The organism is Variovorax sp. 05T418 (assembly GCF_056396385.1).
On the sequence record NZ_JBFTLJ010000008.1, the window covers coordinates 73254 to 90760 of the forward strand.

At 65.5% G+C, this 17507-nt stretch carries 17 protein-coding genes; 13 read left to right on the forward strand and 4 right to left on the reverse strand.

Features of this window, described 5'->3' with window-relative positions; all coding sequences use genetic code 11:
- Positions 1–9 precede the first annotated feature (9 nt).
- Positions 10–198: a sporulation protein gene (locus AC1DMS_RS17475; protein WP_478181516.1), complete on the forward strand. Its 189-nt coding sequence runs from the start codon at positions 10–12 to the stop codon at positions 196–198.
- A gap of 21 nt (positions 199–219) precedes the next feature.
- On the opposite strand, the gene AC1DMS_RS17480 is transcribed toward AC1DMS_RS17475, so the two are convergent.
- From AC1DMS_RS17480 to AC1DMS_RS17490, 3 genes are all read right to left on the reverse strand, one after another.
- Positions 220–1665 (reverse strand): sensor histidine kinase, encoded by a 1446-nt coding sequence (locus AC1DMS_RS17480; RefSeq protein WP_015867937.1) that lies wholly within the window; start codon positions 1663–1665, stop codon positions 220–222.
- Positions 1666–1710: 45 nt separating this feature from the next.
- A complete protein-coding gene (locus tag AC1DMS_RS17485) occupies positions 1711–2382 on the reverse strand; it encodes a response regulator (protein ID WP_015867936.1) in 672 nt (223 codons plus the stop codon).
- 66 nt (positions 2383–2448) lie between these two features.
- Positions 2449–2934, reverse strand: coding sequence for a MarR family winged helix-turn-helix transcriptional regulator (locus AC1DMS_RS17490; RefSeq protein WP_018903493.1), 486 nt, complete (start codon positions 2932–2934; stop codon positions 2449–2451).
- Between the two features lie 146 nt (positions 2935–3080).
- Here AC1DMS_RS17490 and recA point away from each other — a divergent pair, with 146 nt between their 5' ends.
- Together recA and recX are read left to right on the forward strand one after the other, a co-directional pair.
- The gene (gene recA / locus AC1DMS_RS17495; protein ID WP_062363963.1) at positions 3081–4199 is read left to right on the forward strand and encodes a recombinase RecA; all 1119 of its coding nucleotides are present in this window, start codon (positions 3081–3083) and stop codon (positions 4197–4199) included.
- A gap of 27 nt (positions 4200–4226) precedes the next feature.
- Entirely contained in the window at positions 4227–4679 is a 453-nt protein-coding gene (gene recX, locus AC1DMS_RS17500) for a recombination regulator RecX (protein WP_307593287.1), read from the forward strand.
- Positions 4680–4729: 50 nt separating this feature from the next.
- Here the strand turns inward: recX and argC are convergent, their stop codons facing one another.
- Positions 4730–5653: an N-acetyl-gamma-glutamyl-phosphate reductase gene (gene argC / locus AC1DMS_RS17505; protein ID WP_478080766.1), complete on the reverse strand. Its 924-nt coding sequence runs from the start codon at positions 5651–5653 to the stop codon at positions 4730–4732.
- 206 nt (positions 5654–5859) lie between these two features.
- Between argC and sucC the strand changes: the two genes are divergently transcribed.
- From sucC to AC1DMS_RS17555, 10 genes are all read left to right on the forward strand, one after another.
- Positions 5860–7026 (forward strand): ADP-forming succinate--CoA ligase subunit beta, encoded by a 1167-nt coding sequence (gene sucC, locus AC1DMS_RS17510; protein WP_007828709.1) that lies wholly within the window; start codon positions 5860–5862, stop codon positions 7024–7026.
- Positions 7027–7036: 10 nt separating this feature from the next.
- The gene (gene sucD / locus AC1DMS_RS17515; protein WP_015867930.1) at positions 7037–7930 is read left to right on the forward strand and encodes a succinate--CoA ligase subunit alpha; all 894 of its coding nucleotides are present in this window, start codon (positions 7037–7039) and stop codon (positions 7928–7930) included.
- A 102-nt stretch (positions 7931–8032) separates the two neighbouring features.
- Positions 8033–8719 carry a TerC family protein gene (locus tag AC1DMS_RS17520; RefSeq protein ID WP_015867929.1) on the forward strand — a complete coding sequence of 229 codons (687 nt, stop codon included), beginning with the start codon at positions 8033–8035 and terminating at the stop codon, positions 8717–8719.
- A gap of 32 nt (positions 8720–8751) precedes the next feature.
- Positions 8752–9552 carry a Stp1/IreP family PP2C-type Ser/Thr phosphatase gene (locus AC1DMS_RS17525; RefSeq protein WP_307593288.1) on the forward strand — a complete coding sequence of 267 codons (801 nt, stop codon included), beginning with the start codon at positions 8752–8754 and terminating at the stop codon, positions 9550–9552.
- Positions 9553–9576: 24 nt separating this feature from the next.
- Positions 9577–10233: an FHA domain-containing protein gene (locus tag AC1DMS_RS17530; RefSeq protein ID WP_018903498.1), complete on the forward strand. Its 657-nt coding sequence runs from the start codon at positions 9577–9579 to the stop codon at positions 10231–10233.
- A gap of 36 nt (positions 10234–10269) precedes the next feature.
- A complete protein-coding gene (locus AC1DMS_RS17535) occupies positions 10270–12546 on the forward strand; it encodes a CHASE2 domain-containing protein (protein WP_478181517.1) in 2277 nt (758 codons plus the stop codon).
- Positions 12547–12578: 32 nt separating this feature from the next.
- A complete protein-coding gene (locus AC1DMS_RS17540) occupies positions 12579–13382 on the forward strand; it encodes a 3',5'-cyclic-nucleotide phosphodiesterase (RefSeq protein WP_478080762.1) in 804 nt (267 codons plus the stop codon).
- 202 nt (positions 13383–13584) lie between these two features.
- Positions 13585–14022 carry a pilin gene (locus AC1DMS_RS17545; RefSeq protein ID WP_478181518.1) on the forward strand — a complete coding sequence of 146 codons (438 nt, stop codon included), beginning with the start codon at positions 13585–13587 and terminating at the stop codon, positions 14020–14022.
- 166 nt (positions 14023–14188) lie between these two features.
- Positions 14189–16177, forward strand: coding sequence for a hypothetical protein (locus AC1DMS_RS17550; RefSeq protein WP_478181519.1), 1989 nt, complete (start codon positions 14189–14191; stop codon positions 16175–16177).
- Between the two features lie 21 nt (positions 16178–16198).
- On the forward strand, positions 16199–17473 hold the full coding sequence (locus tag AC1DMS_RS17555) for a glycosyltransferase family 2 protein (RefSeq protein WP_478181520.1): 1275 nt from the start codon (positions 16199–16201) through the stop codon (positions 17471–17473).
- Positions 17474–17507 lie beyond the last annotated feature (34 nt).

Sequence of the window (17507 nt, forward strand, 5' to 3'; positions counted from 1 at the left end):
CCGGCCACCATGAAGCTGCGCCTGGTGCTGGTTGCCCTGCTCGCCGCCAACCTGGGCTACTGGCTGTGGTCGCGCGGCGACCTGGCCGGCTTCGGCCTCACGCCCGCCGGCTTCAACGAGCGCGAGCCGCAGCGCCTCGCGCGCCAGGTGCATCCCGAGTGGCTCCAGATCCGCAAGGACGCCAAGGGCACGCCCTGACGACCCCGCCGCCGCGTCTCGTCAGGCCGCGGCTTCTTCGCCCTCGAAGCGCACCGTGAAGCGCGCCCCCGGCGGCTGCCGGCCCGGATGCGCGTCCTCCAGCTTCACCTGCGCATGGTGCTGGTTGGCGATCTCGCGCACGATCGGCAGGCCCAGGCCCGAGCCGTCGGCCTCGTTGCCGAGCACGCGGTAGAACGGCTCGAACACCAGTTCGCGGTCGGACTCCGCAATGCCCGGCCCGTTGTCCTCCACCTGCAGCAGCACCACGTGGCCGAACGGGTCGGCCAGCACGCGCGCGGTGATCACGCCGGGCCGCTCGGCGGTCGAGGGCGTGTAGTTGATCGCGTTGTCGAGCAGGTTGCGCACCAGCTCCTTGAGCAGGGTCTGGTTGCCTTCGATCACCACGCCGGGCGCGCCTGCCTCGGCGCCGTCGTAGCCCAGGTCGATGCGCTTCTCGATCGCGCGCGGCACCGCTTCGCGCACCACCTCGATGGTGAGCCGCGCCAGGTCGCAGGCCTGGCGGCCGGTGCCGGCGCCGGTGCTTTCGGCGCGCGCGAGCGAGAGCAGCTGGTTCACCGTGTGGGTGGCGCGCACGCTGGCGCGGCCGATCTGCTTGAGCGACTGCTTGAGCTCGTCGGCGTTGGCGCCCTCGCGCTGTGCCAGGTCGGCCTGCATGCGCAGGCCCGCGAGCGGCGTCTTGAGCTGGTGCGCCGCATCGGCCAGGAAGCGCTTTTGCGTGTGGATCGAATCGTTGAGCTTGTCGAGCAGCTCGTTGACCGACGACACCAGCGGCACCACTTCGAGCGGCACCGACGACTCGTCCAGCGGGCTCAGGTCGCCCGGGCGGCGCTCGCGGATGCGCGCCTCCACCACCGACAGCGGCTTGATGCCGCGCACCAGCGCCAGCCAGATCAGCAGCACGGCCAGCGGCAGGATCGCGAACTGCGGCAGCAGCACGCCCTTGATGATCTCGGTGGCCAGCACCGACTGCTTCTCGCGCGTCTCGGCCACCTGCAGCAGCGCCGGCTCCGCGTCGCTGTCGGGGCCCGCGAGCCAGAGCGAGGCCACGCGCACCGACTTGCCGCGCATCTCGCCGTTGCGGAGCGTGACCACGCCGGGAACCGGGGGCTCGTCGGAATTGGGATGCGGCACGTCGGGCTCGCCGCTGAGCAGCGCGCCGTGGCTGTCGAGCACCTGGTAATAGACGCGGTCGGCGCCGTCGGCCCGCAGGATCTCGCGCGCCGGCTGCGGCAGCACGAACTGCGTCTGCCCCTGCTGCACCGTGACCAGCCGCGCCAGCGTCTGCACGTTGTATTCGAGCGCGCGGTCGAAGGGCGCATTGGCAATGCCCTGCGCCACCAGCCAGGTCACGCCGATGCTCACCGGCACCAGCAGCAGGAGCGGCGTGAGCATCCAGTCGAGGATCTCGCCGAACAGGGAGCGCTGCGCGCGCTGGAAGAGTTTCAAGGCAGTTGCCCCCGGGGGTCTTCGGGCACTACGCGTGGCGGCGCGTCAAGGAATCTTCTCGAGGCAGTAGCCGAGGCCTCGAACCGTTGCAATGCGCACCGGGCCTTTCTCGATCTTCTTGCGCAGCCGGTGGATGTAGACCTCGATCGCGTTCAGGCTCACTTCCTCGCCCCATTCGCACAGGCGCTCCACCAGCTGGTCCTTGCTGACCAGGCGGCCGGCGCGCTGCAGCAGCACCTCCAGCAGGCCCAGTTCGCGCGCCGAGAGCTCGACCATCTTGCCGTCGATGGTGGCCACCCGGCCGGCCTGGTCGTACACCAGCGGGCCGTGGCGGATCGTGTTGCTGGTGGCGCCCATGCCGCGCCGCGTGAGCGCCCGCACGCGCGCCTCGAGCTCCTGCAGGCTGAAGGGCTTGGCCATGTAGTCGTCGGCGCCGTGGTCCAGGCCCTTGACGCGCTCCTCCACGCTGTCGGCCGCGGTGAGCACCAGCACCGGCAGCTGCGAGCCGCGTGCGCGCAGCCGCTTCAGGATCTCGATGCCGTGCAGGTTGGGCAGCCCCAGGTCGAGGATCAGCAGGTCGAACTCGCTGTGCGTCATGAGCGCGGTGTCGGCCTGCGATCCGTTCGCCACGTGGTCGACCGCCGCGCCCGAGGTGCGCAGGCTGCGCAGCAGGGCATCGGCCAGCACCTGGTCGTCTTCGGCAATCAGAATCCGCATGAGCCACCTCCGGCCGGTTCGGGCGCCGCACTGGCGCCGCGTTCACACATGTCTCTTTTGCCGAGTCTAGCCCGCCGTGTAGGCCTCGAGTCCGATGGTTACCACGGTGGCAATGTCGTTGCCCACGCTCGCGCGGAACTCGCGCTCGGCCTGTGTCACGGCGCCGCGGAAGGCGTCGAGCCAGGCCAGGCCGTCGGTGGTGAAGAGCACGCGCCGCGCCCGCGCATCGAGCGGATCGGGCCCGCGCGTGACCAGGCCCCAGGCCTCGCATTGGTCCACCAGCGCGCCCATCGCCTGCTTGGTCATGCCGGCGCGCTGCGCGAGCTCGGTCAGGCGCGAGCCCTCGCGCGCCAGGTGCCGCGTGATGTGGATGTGCGCCGCGCTCACCTGCGCGCGCGCCGCAAGGTTCGACAGCGCCAGCGGCACGTTCACGTCATGCGCCATGAGTTCGAGCACGCGCTCGTCGAAGCGGCGCATTGCATGGCCCAGCAGGCGGCCCAGGTGGGTCTGCCGCCAGGCGTCCGGGTCGGTCGGAAAAGCGGATTCGGCCATCGGCTAGATGGTAAAGCAAACTGACCAAAAAATGGATTTACTCAAATCAATCAGCCTCTACACTACTGTTCAAGCATCCAGCCTGTGATTAAAAGCAGATGGACCGCCTCCACACACAAACCGTTGATTTTCAAGGAGATTTCTTCATGGACGCACTCGTCAAGGGCACCAGCATCTCGGTCGCAGGCAGCGAAAAGGCCAAGGCCCTGCAGGCCGCGCTGGCCCAGATCGAAAAGCAGTTCGGCAAGGGCACGATCATGCGGCTCGGCGAAGGCGAGGCGCTCGAAGACGTCCAGGTGGTCTCCACCGGCTCGCTCGGCCTGGACATCGCGCTGGGCGTCGGCGGCCTGCCGCGCGGCCGCGTCATCGAAATCTACGGCCCGGAATCCTCGGGCAAGACCACGCTCACGCTGCAGGTCATCGCCCAGATGCAGAAGCAGGCCGGCACCTGCGCCTTCGTCGACGCCGAACACGCGCTCGACGTGCAGTACGCCCAGAAGCTCGGCGTGAACCTGTCCGACCTGCTCATCAGCCAGCCCGACACCGGCGAGCAGGCCCTCGAAATCGTCGATTCGCTGGTGCGCTCGGGCGCCGTCGACCTGATCGTGGTCGACTCGGTCGCCGCGCTCACGCCCAAGGCCGAAATCGAAGGCGAAATGGGCGACTCGCTGCCCGGCCTGCAGGCCCGCCTGATGAGCCAGGCGCTGCGCAAGCTCACCGCCACCATCAAGAAGACCAACTGCATGGTCATCTTCATCAACCAGATCCGCATGAAGATCGGCGTGATGTTCGGCTCGCCCGAAACCACCACCGGCGGCAATGCGCTGAAGTTCTACGCCTCGGTGCGGCTGGACATCCGCCGCATCGGCACCATCAAGAAGGGCGACGAGGCCATCGGCAACGAAACCAAGGTCAAGGTGGTGAAGAACAAGGTGTCGCCCCCGTTCAAGACGGCCGAGTTCGACATCCTGTTCGGCGAAGGCATCAGCCGCGAAGGCGAGATCATCGACATGGGCGTGAACGCCAAGATCCTCGACAAGTCGGGCGCCTGGTACGCCTACAACGGCGAAAAGATCGGCCAGGGCCGCGACAACGCCCGCGAGTTCCTGCGCGAGAACCCCGAGCTGTCGCGCGAGATCGAGAACAAGGTGCGCGAATCGCTGGGCATTCCGCTGCTGGCGGCCGATGCCAACGCTCCCGCCCCCGAAAAGGCCGAGAAGCCCGCCAAGGCGCCCAAGGCCGACAAAGCCGACAAGGGCGAGTAAGCCGGCGAGCACGCGCGCAGGCAGCGCATGGCTTTCGGCGCCCCTTCCCTCAAAGGCCGCGCGCTGCGGCTCCTGAGCCAGCGCGAGCATTCGCGCGCGGAACTGGAGCGCAAGCTGGCCAGGCACGAAGAAACACCCGGCGAACTGGCCCGCGCGCTCGACGAATTGGCCGCCAAGGACTTCATCAGCGAGCCGCGCGTGGTGGCCTCGGTGCTGAACCAGCGCGCCGCCCGCTCGGGCGCGCTGCGGGTGCGGCAGGAGCTGCAGGCCAAGGGCATTGCGCCCGAGGCCATTGCACAGGCCGTGGCCAGCCTGCAGGACACCGAGGTGGAGCGCGCCACGGCCCTGTGGCGCCGCCGCTTCGACGCACCGCCCGCCGATGCGAAGGAGCGCGCCAAGCAAACGCGCTTCCTGCTGGCGCGCGGCTTTTCGGGCGCGGTGGTGGCCAAGGTGCTGCGGAGCGATTTCGACGAAGACTGACGGCCGGGCGCGCGGCCCCGGCCTGCCAGGAAAGGCTCAGCCGCGGGCGCTCAGAGCGCCAGCATCAGCTTCAGGTTCTGCACCGCGGCGCCGCTCGCGCCCTTGCCCAGGTTGTCCAGGCGCGCAATCACCACGGCGTGGCGATGGTCCTCGTTCGGGAACACGCGGATCTCTAGCTGGTTGGTGTCGTTGAGCGCCAGCGCGTCGAGCTTGCCGTCATCGGTGGGCGGCAGCACCTTCACGAACTGCTCGGGCGTGTTGCTCTTGGCGTAGTGCGCGGCCAGGGCCTCTTGCAGGTCGCCGGCCTTCGGCTTGCCGGGCAGCAGATCGAGGTGCAGCGGCAGCTGCACCAGCATGCCCTGCTTGAAATTGCCCACCGAAGGAATGAAGACCGGCCGGCGGGTAAGGCCGGTGTACTTCATGATCTCGGGAATGTGCTTGTGCTTGAGGCCGAGCGCGTAGGTCTCGAAAAGCGGCGCCTTGCCGTTCTCATAGTCTTCGATCATGGCCCGCCCGCCGCCCGAATAGCCGCTCACCGAAGGCAGCGAGATCGGAAAGTCGGCCGGCAGCAGGCCGGCGTCGACCAGCGGCCGCACCATGGCGATGGCGCCCGTGGCATAGCAGCCCGGGTTGCCCACGCGGTCGGCCGCGGCCACGGCCTGCCAGTGGCCGGCCGCCAGTTCGGGAAAGCCGAACACCCAGCCGGGCGCCACGCGGTGCGCGGTGGAGGCGTCGATGATCTTGGGCTTCTTGCCGGGCAGCTGGTCGATCAGCGCGACCGATTCGCGCGCCGCATCGTCGTGCAGGCACAGCACCACCAGGTCGACGCCGGCCATCAGCTCGCGCTTGGCGGCCACGTCTTTTCGCAGCTCGGGCGCAATGCTCACGAGTTCGATCTGCGGCATCGTCTGGAGCCGCTCGCGGATTTGCAAGCCGGTGGTGCCGGCTTCGCCGTCGATGAAAACCTTGGCCATATCGGAGTATGCGTAGAGGGGCTAGAAGAAAGTACGTATTGACCGCAAGGCCACGTCGAGTATTGGTGCGCCGCACCATGATACAGTCCGCGGTTGTTCGCCGCCCCCAGCCGTCAGGCTGCCGTCGCCCGCGAGCAACAGAGCCAAAGACGCCTCAGACCCCAGATCCCCCGTTCTCAACCTCCTCCTTCCGAGAGACATCCCTCATGAAGATTCACGAGTACCAAGGCAAGGAAATCCTTGCCAAGTTCGGCGTGCCGGTGCCGCGCGGCATTCCGGCCTATACGGTTCAGGAGGCGGTCGAGGCCGCCCAGAAACTTGGAGGCCCGGTGTGGGTCGTCAAGGCCCAGATCCACGCGGGTGGCCGCGGCAAGGGCGGCGGCGTCAAGGTCGCCAAGTCGATCGAAGACGTCAAGAAGCTCGCCGGCGAGATCCTCGGCATGCAGCTCAAGACCCACCAGACCGGCCCCGAAGGCCAGAAGGTGCGCCGCCTCTACATCGAAGATGGCGCCGACATCAACAAGGAATACTACGTCTCGGCCGTGACCGACCGCGCGACGCAGAAGGTCGCGTTCATCGCCTCGAGCGAAGGCGGCATGGACATCGAGGAAGTGGCCCACTCCTCGCCCGAGAAGATCATCACCGTGTTCGCGGACCCCGAAAAGGGCCTGACCGACGAGCAGGCCAAGCAGATCGCCGACGGCATCGGCATGCCGGCCGATTCCACCGCGCAAACGGTCGACATCCTCAAGAAGCTCTACACCTGCTACATGGAGACGGACGCCTCGCTGGTCGAGATCAACCCGCTCAACCGTGACAGCAAGGGCAAGGTCATGGCGCTGGACGCCAAGTTCAACTTCGACAGCAACGCGCTGTTCCGCCACCCCGAAATCGTGGCCCTGCGCGACCTCGACGAAGAAGACGCGGCCGAAGTCGAAGCCTCCAAGTTCGACCTCGCCTACATCAGCCTGGACGGCAACATCGGCTGCCTGGTGAACGGTGCCGGCCTGGCCATGGCCACCATGGACACCATCAAGCTGTTCGGCGGCGAGCCGGCCAACTTCCTGGACGTGGGCGGCGGCGCCACCCCCGAGAAGGTCACCGAAGCCTTCAAGATCATGCTGAAGAACAAGAACGTGGAAGCCATCCTCGTCAACATCTTCGGCGGCATCATGAAGTGCGACACCATTGCCACCGGCGTGATCGCAGCCTGCAAGGCCGTGAACCTGCAAGTGCCGCTGGTCGTGCGCATGAAGGGCACCAACGAAGTCGAAGGCAAGAAGCTGCTGGCCGATTCGGGCCTGCCGATCATCAGCGCCGACACCATGGCGGAAGCGGCCCAGAAGGTCGTCGCAGCAGTCAAGAAGGCCTAAGGAACAAGTCATGTCGATCTACATCAACAAAGACACCAAAGTCATCACGCAAGGCATCACCGGCAAGACCGGCCAGTTCCACACCGAGAAGTGCCAGGAATACGCGAACGGCAAGAACTGCTTCGTCGCGGGCGTGAACCCCAAGAAGGCCGGCGAGTCGATCTTCAACATCCCGATCTTCGGTTCGGTGAAGGAAGCCGCTTCGCAAACCGGCGCCACCGTGTCGGTGATCTACGTGCCGCCGGCCGGCGCGGCCGCCGCCATCTGGGAAGCCGTCGAGGCCGACCTGGACCTGGCGATCTGCATCACCGAAGGCATTCCGGTTCGCGACATGCTCGAAGTGCGCAACAAGATGAAGGCCAAGGAAGCGGCCGGCGGCAAGAAGACCCTGCTGCTGGGCCCCAACTGCCCCGGCCTCATCACGCCCGACGAAATCAAGATCGGCATCATGCCCGGCCACATCCACCGCAAGGGCCGCATCGGCGTGGTCTCGCGCTCGGGCACGCTCACGTATGAAGCCGTGGCGCAGCTGACCGAAATCGGCCTTGGCCAATCGTCGGCAGTCGGCATCGGCGGCGACCCGATCAACGGCCTCAAGCACATCGATGTGATGAAGGCCTTCAACGACGATCCCGACACCGACGCCGTCATCATGATCGGCGAAATCGGCGGCCCCGACGAAGCCGACGCGGCCCGCTGGTGCAAGGAACACATGAAGAAGCCGGTGGTCGGTTTCATCGCCGGCGTCACCGCCCCTCCCGGCAAGCGCATGGGCCACGCCGGCGCGCTGATCTCGGGCGGTGCCGACACGGCCGATGCCAAGCTCGCCATCATGGAAGAGTGCGGCTTCACCGTGACGCGCAACTTCTCGGAACTGGCAAAACTGCTCAAGGCCCAGCTCTAAACAAGCCCCCGGCAGTTCTCCGCGCAACCACGCAAAAAGAAAAAGCGCCCGCAATCTGGATTGCGGGCGCTTTTTTCACTACAACACAGTGGAACAAGAGACATGGAACTCCTTCAAGGCGCCGACTTCTGGATCGGTCTGATCAAGATTGTCTGGATCAACATCATTCTTTCGGGCGACAACGCCGTGGTGATTGCCATGGCGGCGCGATCGCTGCCGCCCGCGCAGCAGAAAAAGGCCGTGCTGTTCGGCTCGGGCGCGGCCGTGGTGCTGCGCATCGTGCTCACGGTGGTGGCGGCCAGGCTGCTGGCGCTGCCCTACCTGCAGATCGTCGGCGGCCTGCTGCTGCTGTGGATCGGCCTGCAGCTGCTGAGCGAAGAAGATGAAGGCGAAGGCGAAGCCAAGGAATACGGCAGCATGATGGCGGCCGTGCGCACCATCCTGCTGGCGGACCTGGTCATGAGCCTGGACAACGTGATTGCCGTGGCCGCCGCCGCGCAGGGCAACATGGTGCTCCTGGTGCTTGGCCTGGCCATCAGCATTCCGCTGGTGATCTTCGGCAGCACGCTCATGATCAAGCTCATGGAACGCTTTCCGATCGTCGTCATGCTGGGCGCCGCCCTGATCGGCTGGGTCGGCGGCGAAACCATTGCCAGCGACGTGTCGCTGCACGGCGTGCTGGCTGCCAACCCCTGGCTGCACTATGCGGCCGCGGCTGCCGGCGCCTTCTTCGTGGTGGCCGTGGGCCGCCTGCTGCAGCGGCGCGCGCAGGCCGCCGAGGGACACTGAAACCGTCGCGCGTCGACGCTTCCTGAAAACATATGGCGAGTGTCGGCGCGTCCCTTTTCTCCACCCGGCCCCAGCTCTCCTGGGACTTTGCGGCGCTGACCGACGTCGGCCGCGCGCGCGCCCACAACGAGGACGACCTGCACGTCGACCCGGCCCTGGGCCTGGCCGTGCTGGCCGACGGCATGGGCGGCTACAAGGGCGGCGAAGTGGCCAGTGCCATGGCCGTGTCGCTGGTGCACGCCAGCTTTGCGCGCTGGTTCGCGCAGGCCGGCCTGCAGGCGCCCGCGCGCGTGGTCCGGCGCGCCCTGCAGGCGGCCACCGACGAGGCCAATTCCGCCATCCTCGAAGCCGGCCTGGCCAATGCCGAACTCCAGGGCATGGGAACCACCCTGGTGCTGGCCGCGTTCCGGCCCCAGCGCGTGCTGGTCGGCCACATCGGCGATTCGCGCTGCTACCGCCTTCGCAACAACAAGCTCGAGCAGCTCACGCGCGACCATTCACTGCGCCAGCAGCAGCTCGACGCCGGCGCCATCACCGCCGAGGAAGCGCTGATCTCCCCGCACCGCAACCTGGTGACGCGTGCCATGGGCGTGGAGCCGCAGGTGGTGCTCGAGATGCACGAGCACACCGCAAGGCCCGACGACCTCTATATGCTCTGCTCCGACGGGCTCAGCGAGATGGTCCCGGATGCGCAGCTTTTCACGCTTTTGAATCACGATGTCGAGCTTCAGCAGAAAGCATCACTTCTGGTGGCCGTTGCCAACGACAATGGCGGCCGAGACAATATTTCAGTTGTCCTGGCCAGGGCGCGCGTTGGCAGTGCGCCTGAATAAAAACATGCATTCAGGGAGTCGGCAATGCCGAAGATGATCATTTCGATCGATGGCACTGTCATCGGGCAAATGGCGCTTGCCAAGGACCGGACCACGCTGGGGCGGCGCGCCTACAACGACATCGTGCTCGACAATCTCGCGGTCAGCGGCGAGCATGCCGTGCTGCACATGCGCGGCGCTGAAGTCGAAATTGAAGATCTCAACAGCACCAACGGCACCTACGTCAATGCGATCGTCGTCCAGAAGCAGCAGAAGCTCAAGGACAACGACGTCATCGAAATCGGCGGCTGCCGCCTGCACTTCCGCGCCCGCAGCAGCGCGGCCGCCGACGCCGGTTCCCCCCGCGGTGCTGCGCGCGGCGATTACGCGGCTTCCGTCCCTCTGTCGGCCGCACCCACCGAAGCCGGCGCGCTGCTCGAACTGGGCATGCCCGCACTGCGCGTTCTCTCGGGCACCGACCAGGGCCAGGAAGTGCCGCTGCAGAAGGTGGTCACCACCATCGGCAAGCCCGGCGTTGCGGTGGCCGTGGTCACGCGCCGCCGCCAGAGCTACATGGCTTCCACCATCATGGGCGGCGTCACGCTCAACGGCGCACCGCTCGGTGCCGAGCCCGTCGGGCTGCAGGAAGGCGACGTACTCGAGCTTGGCGGCGCCACGCGCATGCAGTTCGTGCGCGTCTGATTCCCGCGGCGCAACAGCGCCAAGGGTGCAGCACCAGTGACCGCGCTCAGGCGCCACTGGCCGCGCATTGCCATCACCCTGCTGCCGGTTTTGCTCGCGCTCGCGCATGCCACCGGCCTCTGGCGCCTGGATGCCATCGACCGGCTCGACCACCTGATCTACGACACCCGCCTGCGCGCCACCATGCCGGGCACGCTCGATCCGCGCATCGTGATCGTCGACGTCGACGACGCCAGCCTCACCCGGCAGGGCCAATGGCCCTGGTCGCGCGACAAGCTGGCCCGGCTCACCCGGGAGCTCACCGGGCGGCAGCAGGCGGCGGCGCTGGGCTTCGACGTGATGTTCGTCGAGCCCGACCGCAGCTCCGGCCTCGACAAGCTGCGCCAGATCGCACGCGGGCCGCTGCGCGAAATGCCGGGCCTGGCCGCTGAAATCGACCGGCTCGCTCCCACGCTCGACAACGACGCCATCTTTGCCGCCGCCATGCAGGGCCAGCGCGTGGCGCTCGGCTACTACTTCACGCGCACCGAAAAGCCCGGCGCCAAGGGCCAGCTGCCGCCGGCCCCCGTGCTGCAGGCCGAGGCCTTTCCGCCGGGCCGCGGCTATGCCACCGCCTGGAACGGCTTTGGCGCCAGCCTGCCGGTGCTGGCCGATGCCGCGCCGGCGGCGGGCTTTCTCAACACGCTGGTCATGTCGAACGGCGACGGCGTCATCCGCGCCGTGCCGCTCATCGCCCGCTATGAGGGCGACCGCGCCCGGCCCGGCTACTACGAATCGCTGGGTCTGGCCGTCTACCGGCTCGCCAGCGGCTCGCCGCCCGTGCGGCCGGCCTTTGCACCCAGCGGACCCGGCGCCGCCGCGCCGCCGCTCCAGTCCCTGCTGGCCGGCGGCCTGCGCATACCCGTCAACGAAGCCGCTTCCATGCAGGTGCCGTTCCGCGGCCCCGGCGGAGCGCACGGCGGATCGTTCCGCTACGTGTCCGCCGGCGACGTGCTCGAAGGGCGGCTTGCGCCCGGCGAGCTGAAGGACCGCATCGTGCTCGTCGGCGCCACCGCGCCGGGCCTGCAGGACCTGCGCGCCACCCCTGTCGGCGCTGCCTTCCCCGGCGTCGAAGTGCATGCCAACATCGTCTCGGCCATGCTCGACCACCGCCTGCTCGCGGTGCCCGACTACGCCCCCGGCTACGAAGTGCTCAGCGTGCTGGCCGCGGGGCTCGTGCTGGCGCTGGGCCTGTCGCTGCTGCCCGCCCCGCGCGCCGTGGTGCTGGCCATTGCCACCCTCGCGGCGCTGGTCGGCGTCAATGCCTGGCTCTACCAGCGCCACAGCCTCGTGCTGCCGCTTGCCTCCGCACTGGCCATGGCGGTGCTCGCCTTTGCCTTCAACATGGGCTGGGGCTACTTCATCGAGTCGCGCGCACGCCGGGGGCTGGTGCGGCTCTTCGGCACCTACGTGCCGCCGCAGCTCGTCAAGGAAATGCTCGTCACCCCCGGCCGCTACAGCATGCGCGCCGAGAGCAAGCACATGAGCGTCATGTTCTGCGACATGCGCAACTTCACCCGCCTGTCCGAGCAGATGGCACCGGCCGAACTGCAGGCCTTCCTGAACAACGTGTTCAACCGGCTCACCAGCGTCATCAGCACGCATCGCGGCACCGTCGACAAATACATGGGCGACTGCGTCATGGCCTTCTGGGGCGCCCCCATCGACACCCCTGACCACGCCACCCTGGCCGTGCGCGCCGCGCTCGACATGGCCGAGGCCGTGCGCGACATCAACAACCTCCACCGCAGCACCGGCCGGCCCGAGATCAGCGTGGGCATCGGCATCAACAGCGGCGTCATGAGCGTGGGCGACATGGGCTCGGCTGCGCGGCGCAGCTACACCGTCGTTGGCGATGCGGTCAACCTCGCCTCCCGCCTCGAAGGCCTGAGCGTGCACTACGGCGTGGAAATCGTCGCCAGCGGCGCCACCCGCGAACTCGCGCCCGGCTTCGTCTGGCAGGAGCTCGACAGCGTGCTCGTCAAGGGCCGCGCGCAGGCCGTGGCCGTGTTCACGCCGCTCGGCGCCACCGCGCAAGCGGAGGCCCAGAGCCCTGCCGCACTGCAGCAATCCGCCCAGCTGCAGCGCTGGGCCGAAGTGCTGGCCGCCTACCGCCGTCAGGACTGGGCCATGGGCCGCAACTTGCTGGATCCGCTGCTGGCCGCGGATGCCAAAAAAGTCCTTTACCAGCTCTACGCACAACGATTAGCCTCCATGGCGTTGCGGCCCCAAGACCCCGAATGGGACGGCGCAACCCGCTTCGAAACCAAATGACGGCAGAAGACACAAGCAGAGGGTCTCTCACAATGCAGGTTCGCGTGCTGGGTTGCTCGGGCGCCATTGCCAAGGACTGCCGGACCACCTCGTTTCTGATCGACACCGACCTGCTCGTCGATGCAGGCACCGGCGTGGGCGACCTCACCCTCGAAGAAATGGCCGGCATCGACGACGTGGTGCTCACCCACTGCCACCTCGACCACATCGCCGCGTTGCCCCTCATGCTCGACGCCGTCGGTGGCCGCCGCACCCGCTCGCTGCGCGTGCACGCCCTGCGAGCCACCATCGAGGCGCTACGCGCCCATGTGTTCAACAACGTCATCTGGCCCGACTTCGAGAGCATTCCCAGCCCCGAGGCCCCCTTCGTGAGCTTTCACGACATTGCCGTGGGCCAGGTGCTGCAACTGGGCACCGCCGCCCCCAAGCGCATCGAGGTGCTGCCGGCCGTGCACACCGTCCCCGCCTGCGGCTTTGCCGTGAGCCGCGCCGAGGGCGGCGCCAACTGGGTCTTCACCGGCGACACCGAGCGCAACACCCCCTTCTGGGACCGCCTTAACGCCCTGGACGTGGCCATGCTCGTCATAGAAACAGCATTCAGCAACCGCGAGCAGGCCCTGGCCGAACGCAGCCTGCACCTGTCGCCCCGCGCCCTGGCCGACGAGCTGGCGCACATCGATCCGGGCAAGCAGTTTCCGATCTACATCACGCACACCAAGCCTGCGGAAACCGAAGAGATCATGTGGCAGATCGAGCACCTGGCCGGGCACCAGGTGGCGGGGTTGGCGCAGCGGGATATTCGGTGGTTGAAGGCGAATGGGGTGCTGACTTTTTGAGTCGGTGACACAAAAGGGCTGACAAATTTGTCACGCCTTGTAGCATCTAGAAGCATTTTTTGTCACTCGATGTAACCTGGTTGAGTGCAAAGTGCTCGGTTTCGACGGCGCGAGGCCCCGAAAACGGGGTGGCACAGATGCTGCGGAGGTACTGCGCTCCGGGCTTGGTTCCCGGGCTCTACAAACCAACCTGGAGTTTTGAATGAACCGTCGTTCTATCGCACGCAATGTGCAAAAGGGTTTCACCCTTATCGAATTGATGATCGTTGTAGCGATCATCGGTATCTTGGCTGCTGTGGCTCTGCCGGCGTATCAGGACTACACGACCCGTGCCAAGGTCAGCGAAGTCATCCTGATGGCAGCGCCTGCAAAGTTGGCTGTTGCCGAAACCAGTTCTTCGTTCGGTGATCTCGCTTCCGTTACCTCGTCGAATACCGGATATACATTTCCGGGTGCTACGAAATATGTTTCTGGCGTGTCGATCGCGGCCACGGGTGGCGCCGTGACGGTTACTTCCTCTGTGCCGGGTGCAGGCGGCACCATCATCCTGACGCCGACCGACAAGGGTTCGGGCCAGCTGCAATGGAAGTGCACCACCACCATTACCGAAAAGTTTGTCCCGGCTGAATGCCGTACTTAACCCTCGAGATTTGTAAGGTTTCGAATTGAAAAGCGGCCTTCGGGCCGCTTTTTCTTCGCTAACCGAAAAGGCGTTGATATACATGCTTGCATCGCCCCCAAGTCGGCCTGCTGCAGGCCGGCCGGTTTGGCCCGAACGTGCCGTTGCCTATGGGATATGCACCCTCTTGGCAATCACCTGGACACTATTTGCCGGCAAGGACGTCCCTTGGGACGCGCTTCACTATCACCTATATGCCGGCTTCGGTGCGCTCAATGAACGCTTGGCGATCGACCTGTTCCCAGCCGGTACGCAGACTTATCTCAATCCATATTCCCACGTCCCCCTATACCTGATGGTGCGCGCAGGGTGGCCATCGCTCGCGATCGGAGTGACCTTTGCGCTACTCCACAGCGTCATGCTCTGGATGACCTGGGAACTGGCTCGCGCAGTGAGCCGCAGTCCGGACGGTAACAGCCCATCGCTTGTTACTTGGTCGGCGATTGGCGTGGCGTTCTTCAATCCGGTTCTGTTGCAGGAACTGGGCTCGTCGTTCAACGACGTCACCACGGGCGCGCTTGGACTCGCCGGTTATGTTGCACTCGCAAACGCCTTCATGAGAGGCCGTGTGGGGCTGGTGGCGATGGCCGGCGCCTTGCTTGGCGCCGCCTCTGCGTTGAAGATGTCCAACGCCCTATTTGTGCTTTTGCCAGCCTTGCCGCTGGTTTTGGGTTGCGTGACATCGTCGCGAATGCGGCTGCGCGCACTTGCGGTATTTGTGCTTTGTGCCGCTGGAACCGCCTTGGTGATCGCTTTGCCCTGGGCTTGGCGCCTCCAGGAAGCTTTTGGAAATCCGGTTTATCCGATGCTCGATGGCCTGTTTCATCCAGCGGCTGCGTCAACTGAACCCACATCCACGGGTATGACGTCGTCTTTGACGAACACGATCGGACAGTTCGTGCAAGGCATGCGCGATCCTCGCTTTCTTCCTTCAACATGGGTCGAAGCGGTGACCCGACCGTTTGACATGCTGCGTTCGCGGCGTCTGATCCACACCGAGACGATGGCCGCCGACGTGCGATATGCGGCGCTCTTCGTGTTGGCGCTCGTAGGGATAGCGGGCGGTTTGCTGTGGCGGCGACCGCGTGCTTTCAATGTCGAAACGGCACCAATTTCTCTCCCATCTCAACGCGCCTTTGCGAGCCTGGCAATTTCGTTCGGAATCGCCTGGATCGTGTGGCTCAGTATGAGCGGCAACAGTCGCTACTTTTTGCCGATGGCCTGTATTGCGAGTGTATTGCTCGTTGTTGGGATGTCGCGCATCTTGGCATCTGCGCCACCGCGCGCGCTGGCCTATGCACTTGCCTCGGTTTTTGGCGCTCAAGTTGTCTTGCTGTGGCAAGCAACGGAATACCGATGGAGCCCGCAGCGATGGGATGGTCCATGGGTTCAGGCGACAGTGCCGGCGTCCCTGCAGGTCGATCCATACCTCTATCTGCCGATGGATTCTCAGTCGCAATCGTTCCTCCTGCCCTGGCTGGCCCCTGGTTCGGCTTTCCTGGGCATTGCGAGTGGCATCGTGCCCGACAGCAATGAGGGGCGCCGCGCCCGCAAGCTCATAGAGGCCAACCAGGGCCGTCTCCGCTTGCTCAAACTTGTCGACACAATCGAGTCCGACGGGCGTCCGGTGGTGCCGAATGAAGGGCGTTTCGATTTTGCGCTGCGTCGATTTGGCTTGCGTGTAAGCACAGGAGACTGCGATTTCATCCGCTACAAAGGCAATCGTGACGTGATCGAAAGGCCCGGGCCTCGCTCTGGTCCGCGCGATGAGGTTTGGCTCTACACGTGCAAAGTGGTGCCGGGCTCTGGCCTGTTGGACGCCGAGCAGGACGCCAAGCGCATTGCCGATGTGGTCCTCGACCACGTGGAGGAAGCTTGCCCCCAGCTTTTCAGGCAGACCCGAGGGGGCAGTTGGCGCAGCGGGCAGATCTGGCGTCGCAGCTACGCCGATCTGGCGCTCTGGGTTACCGATGATGGCTGGGTAAGGTTTGCCGATCTGATTCGTGGCGGTGGCGATCGAATCGCCATCGGGCGCGCTGAAGATTGGATGAAAGCGAAGCAAAAGCTGCGATGCTGGCAAGAGAGGGGCCGTGCCTATGTCGAGTTGCAGCAGTAGCGCTGAGACGGAGGCAAGACCATGAATGCAATAGCTTTGACAGATGCTGGATCGGCTTTTCTCGCGGTGCCCCTTGAGCCCAGCATGCGACCAGCACCGTTGGAATTGACGATTCTGATGCCTTGCCTCAACGAGGTGCGGACTCTGCCGGCATGCATTGCAAAGGCGAAAGATTTCTTGGCGCAGTCGGGGATCGTCGGTGAAGTGCTTATCGCTGACAACGGCTCGACTGATGGGTCGCAAACTTTGGCGCGATCGTGTGGCGCCCGCATCATTGATGTGCCACTACGCGGCTATGGGGCGGCGTTGATTGCGGGCATTGGCGCGGCGAGGGGCCGTTACGTCATCATGGGCGACGCCGATGACAGCTACGACTTCAGCAACCTTGCACCCTTCGTCGCGGAACTGCGGCAGGGGAGCGAACTCGTGATGGGGAACCGTTTCCGCGGTGGTATCTTGCCTAGCGCGATGCCGCCATTGCACCGCTACCTTGGAAACCCGGTGCTCAGCTTCGTGGGGCGACTGTTTTTCAAGTCCAGGATCGGTGATTTCCACTGTGGCTTGCGCGGGTTCGAACGCAAAGCCATCCGCCAATTGGGACTATGTTGTGAAGGCATGGAGTTCGCCAGCGAGATGGTTGTCAAGGCATCTTTGAGCGGCCTACGCATCTCCGAGGTGCCCACCATTCTGTCTCCTGATGGGCGGGATCGGCCTCCGCATTTGCGCACGTGGCGTGACGGCTGGCGGCATCTTCGATTTCTGCTGCTATTCACGCCACGCTGGTTGTTTCTATATCCAGGTGTGCTGATGACTTTGTTGAGCCTGGCCCAACTGCTGTTTGCGCATTTTCACCAAGGCGGTCAGGGCCGCTGGCCAGTGGGCATCCATACCCAGCTGCTTGCAGCCGCCGGTATGGTGCTGGGCTATCAGACCATGTTGTTCGCCATGGGGGCCGTACTTGCGCGCCATTGTGCGCGCCTTAACACGCCGCACCCGCGGGAGCGTTGGGCGCTGCGCGCAGCCAGCGGGGGCTGGCTGTCGATAGGGGGAGTGCTGGCAACTTTGTTCGGACTGACATTGTGTGCGAGCCTCACGTGGCAGTGGGGGCGTGCTGGCTTCGGTGCGCTGGATCCTGAAACCGCCATGCGCCAGATCATTCCTGGCGTTGCACTGCTTTTGATGGGAACACAATCCCTGCTGGCCTCGATTTTTTTTGCAGCGCTTCGAAGCGCTTTTGATTTGCGGCCAGGGGTCATGCACGCGAATATCGCAGAGGCGGATCTCACAGAAATCTGAGAGCAGCGCTATCGGCAGTTCGGCAGCCAGCGTG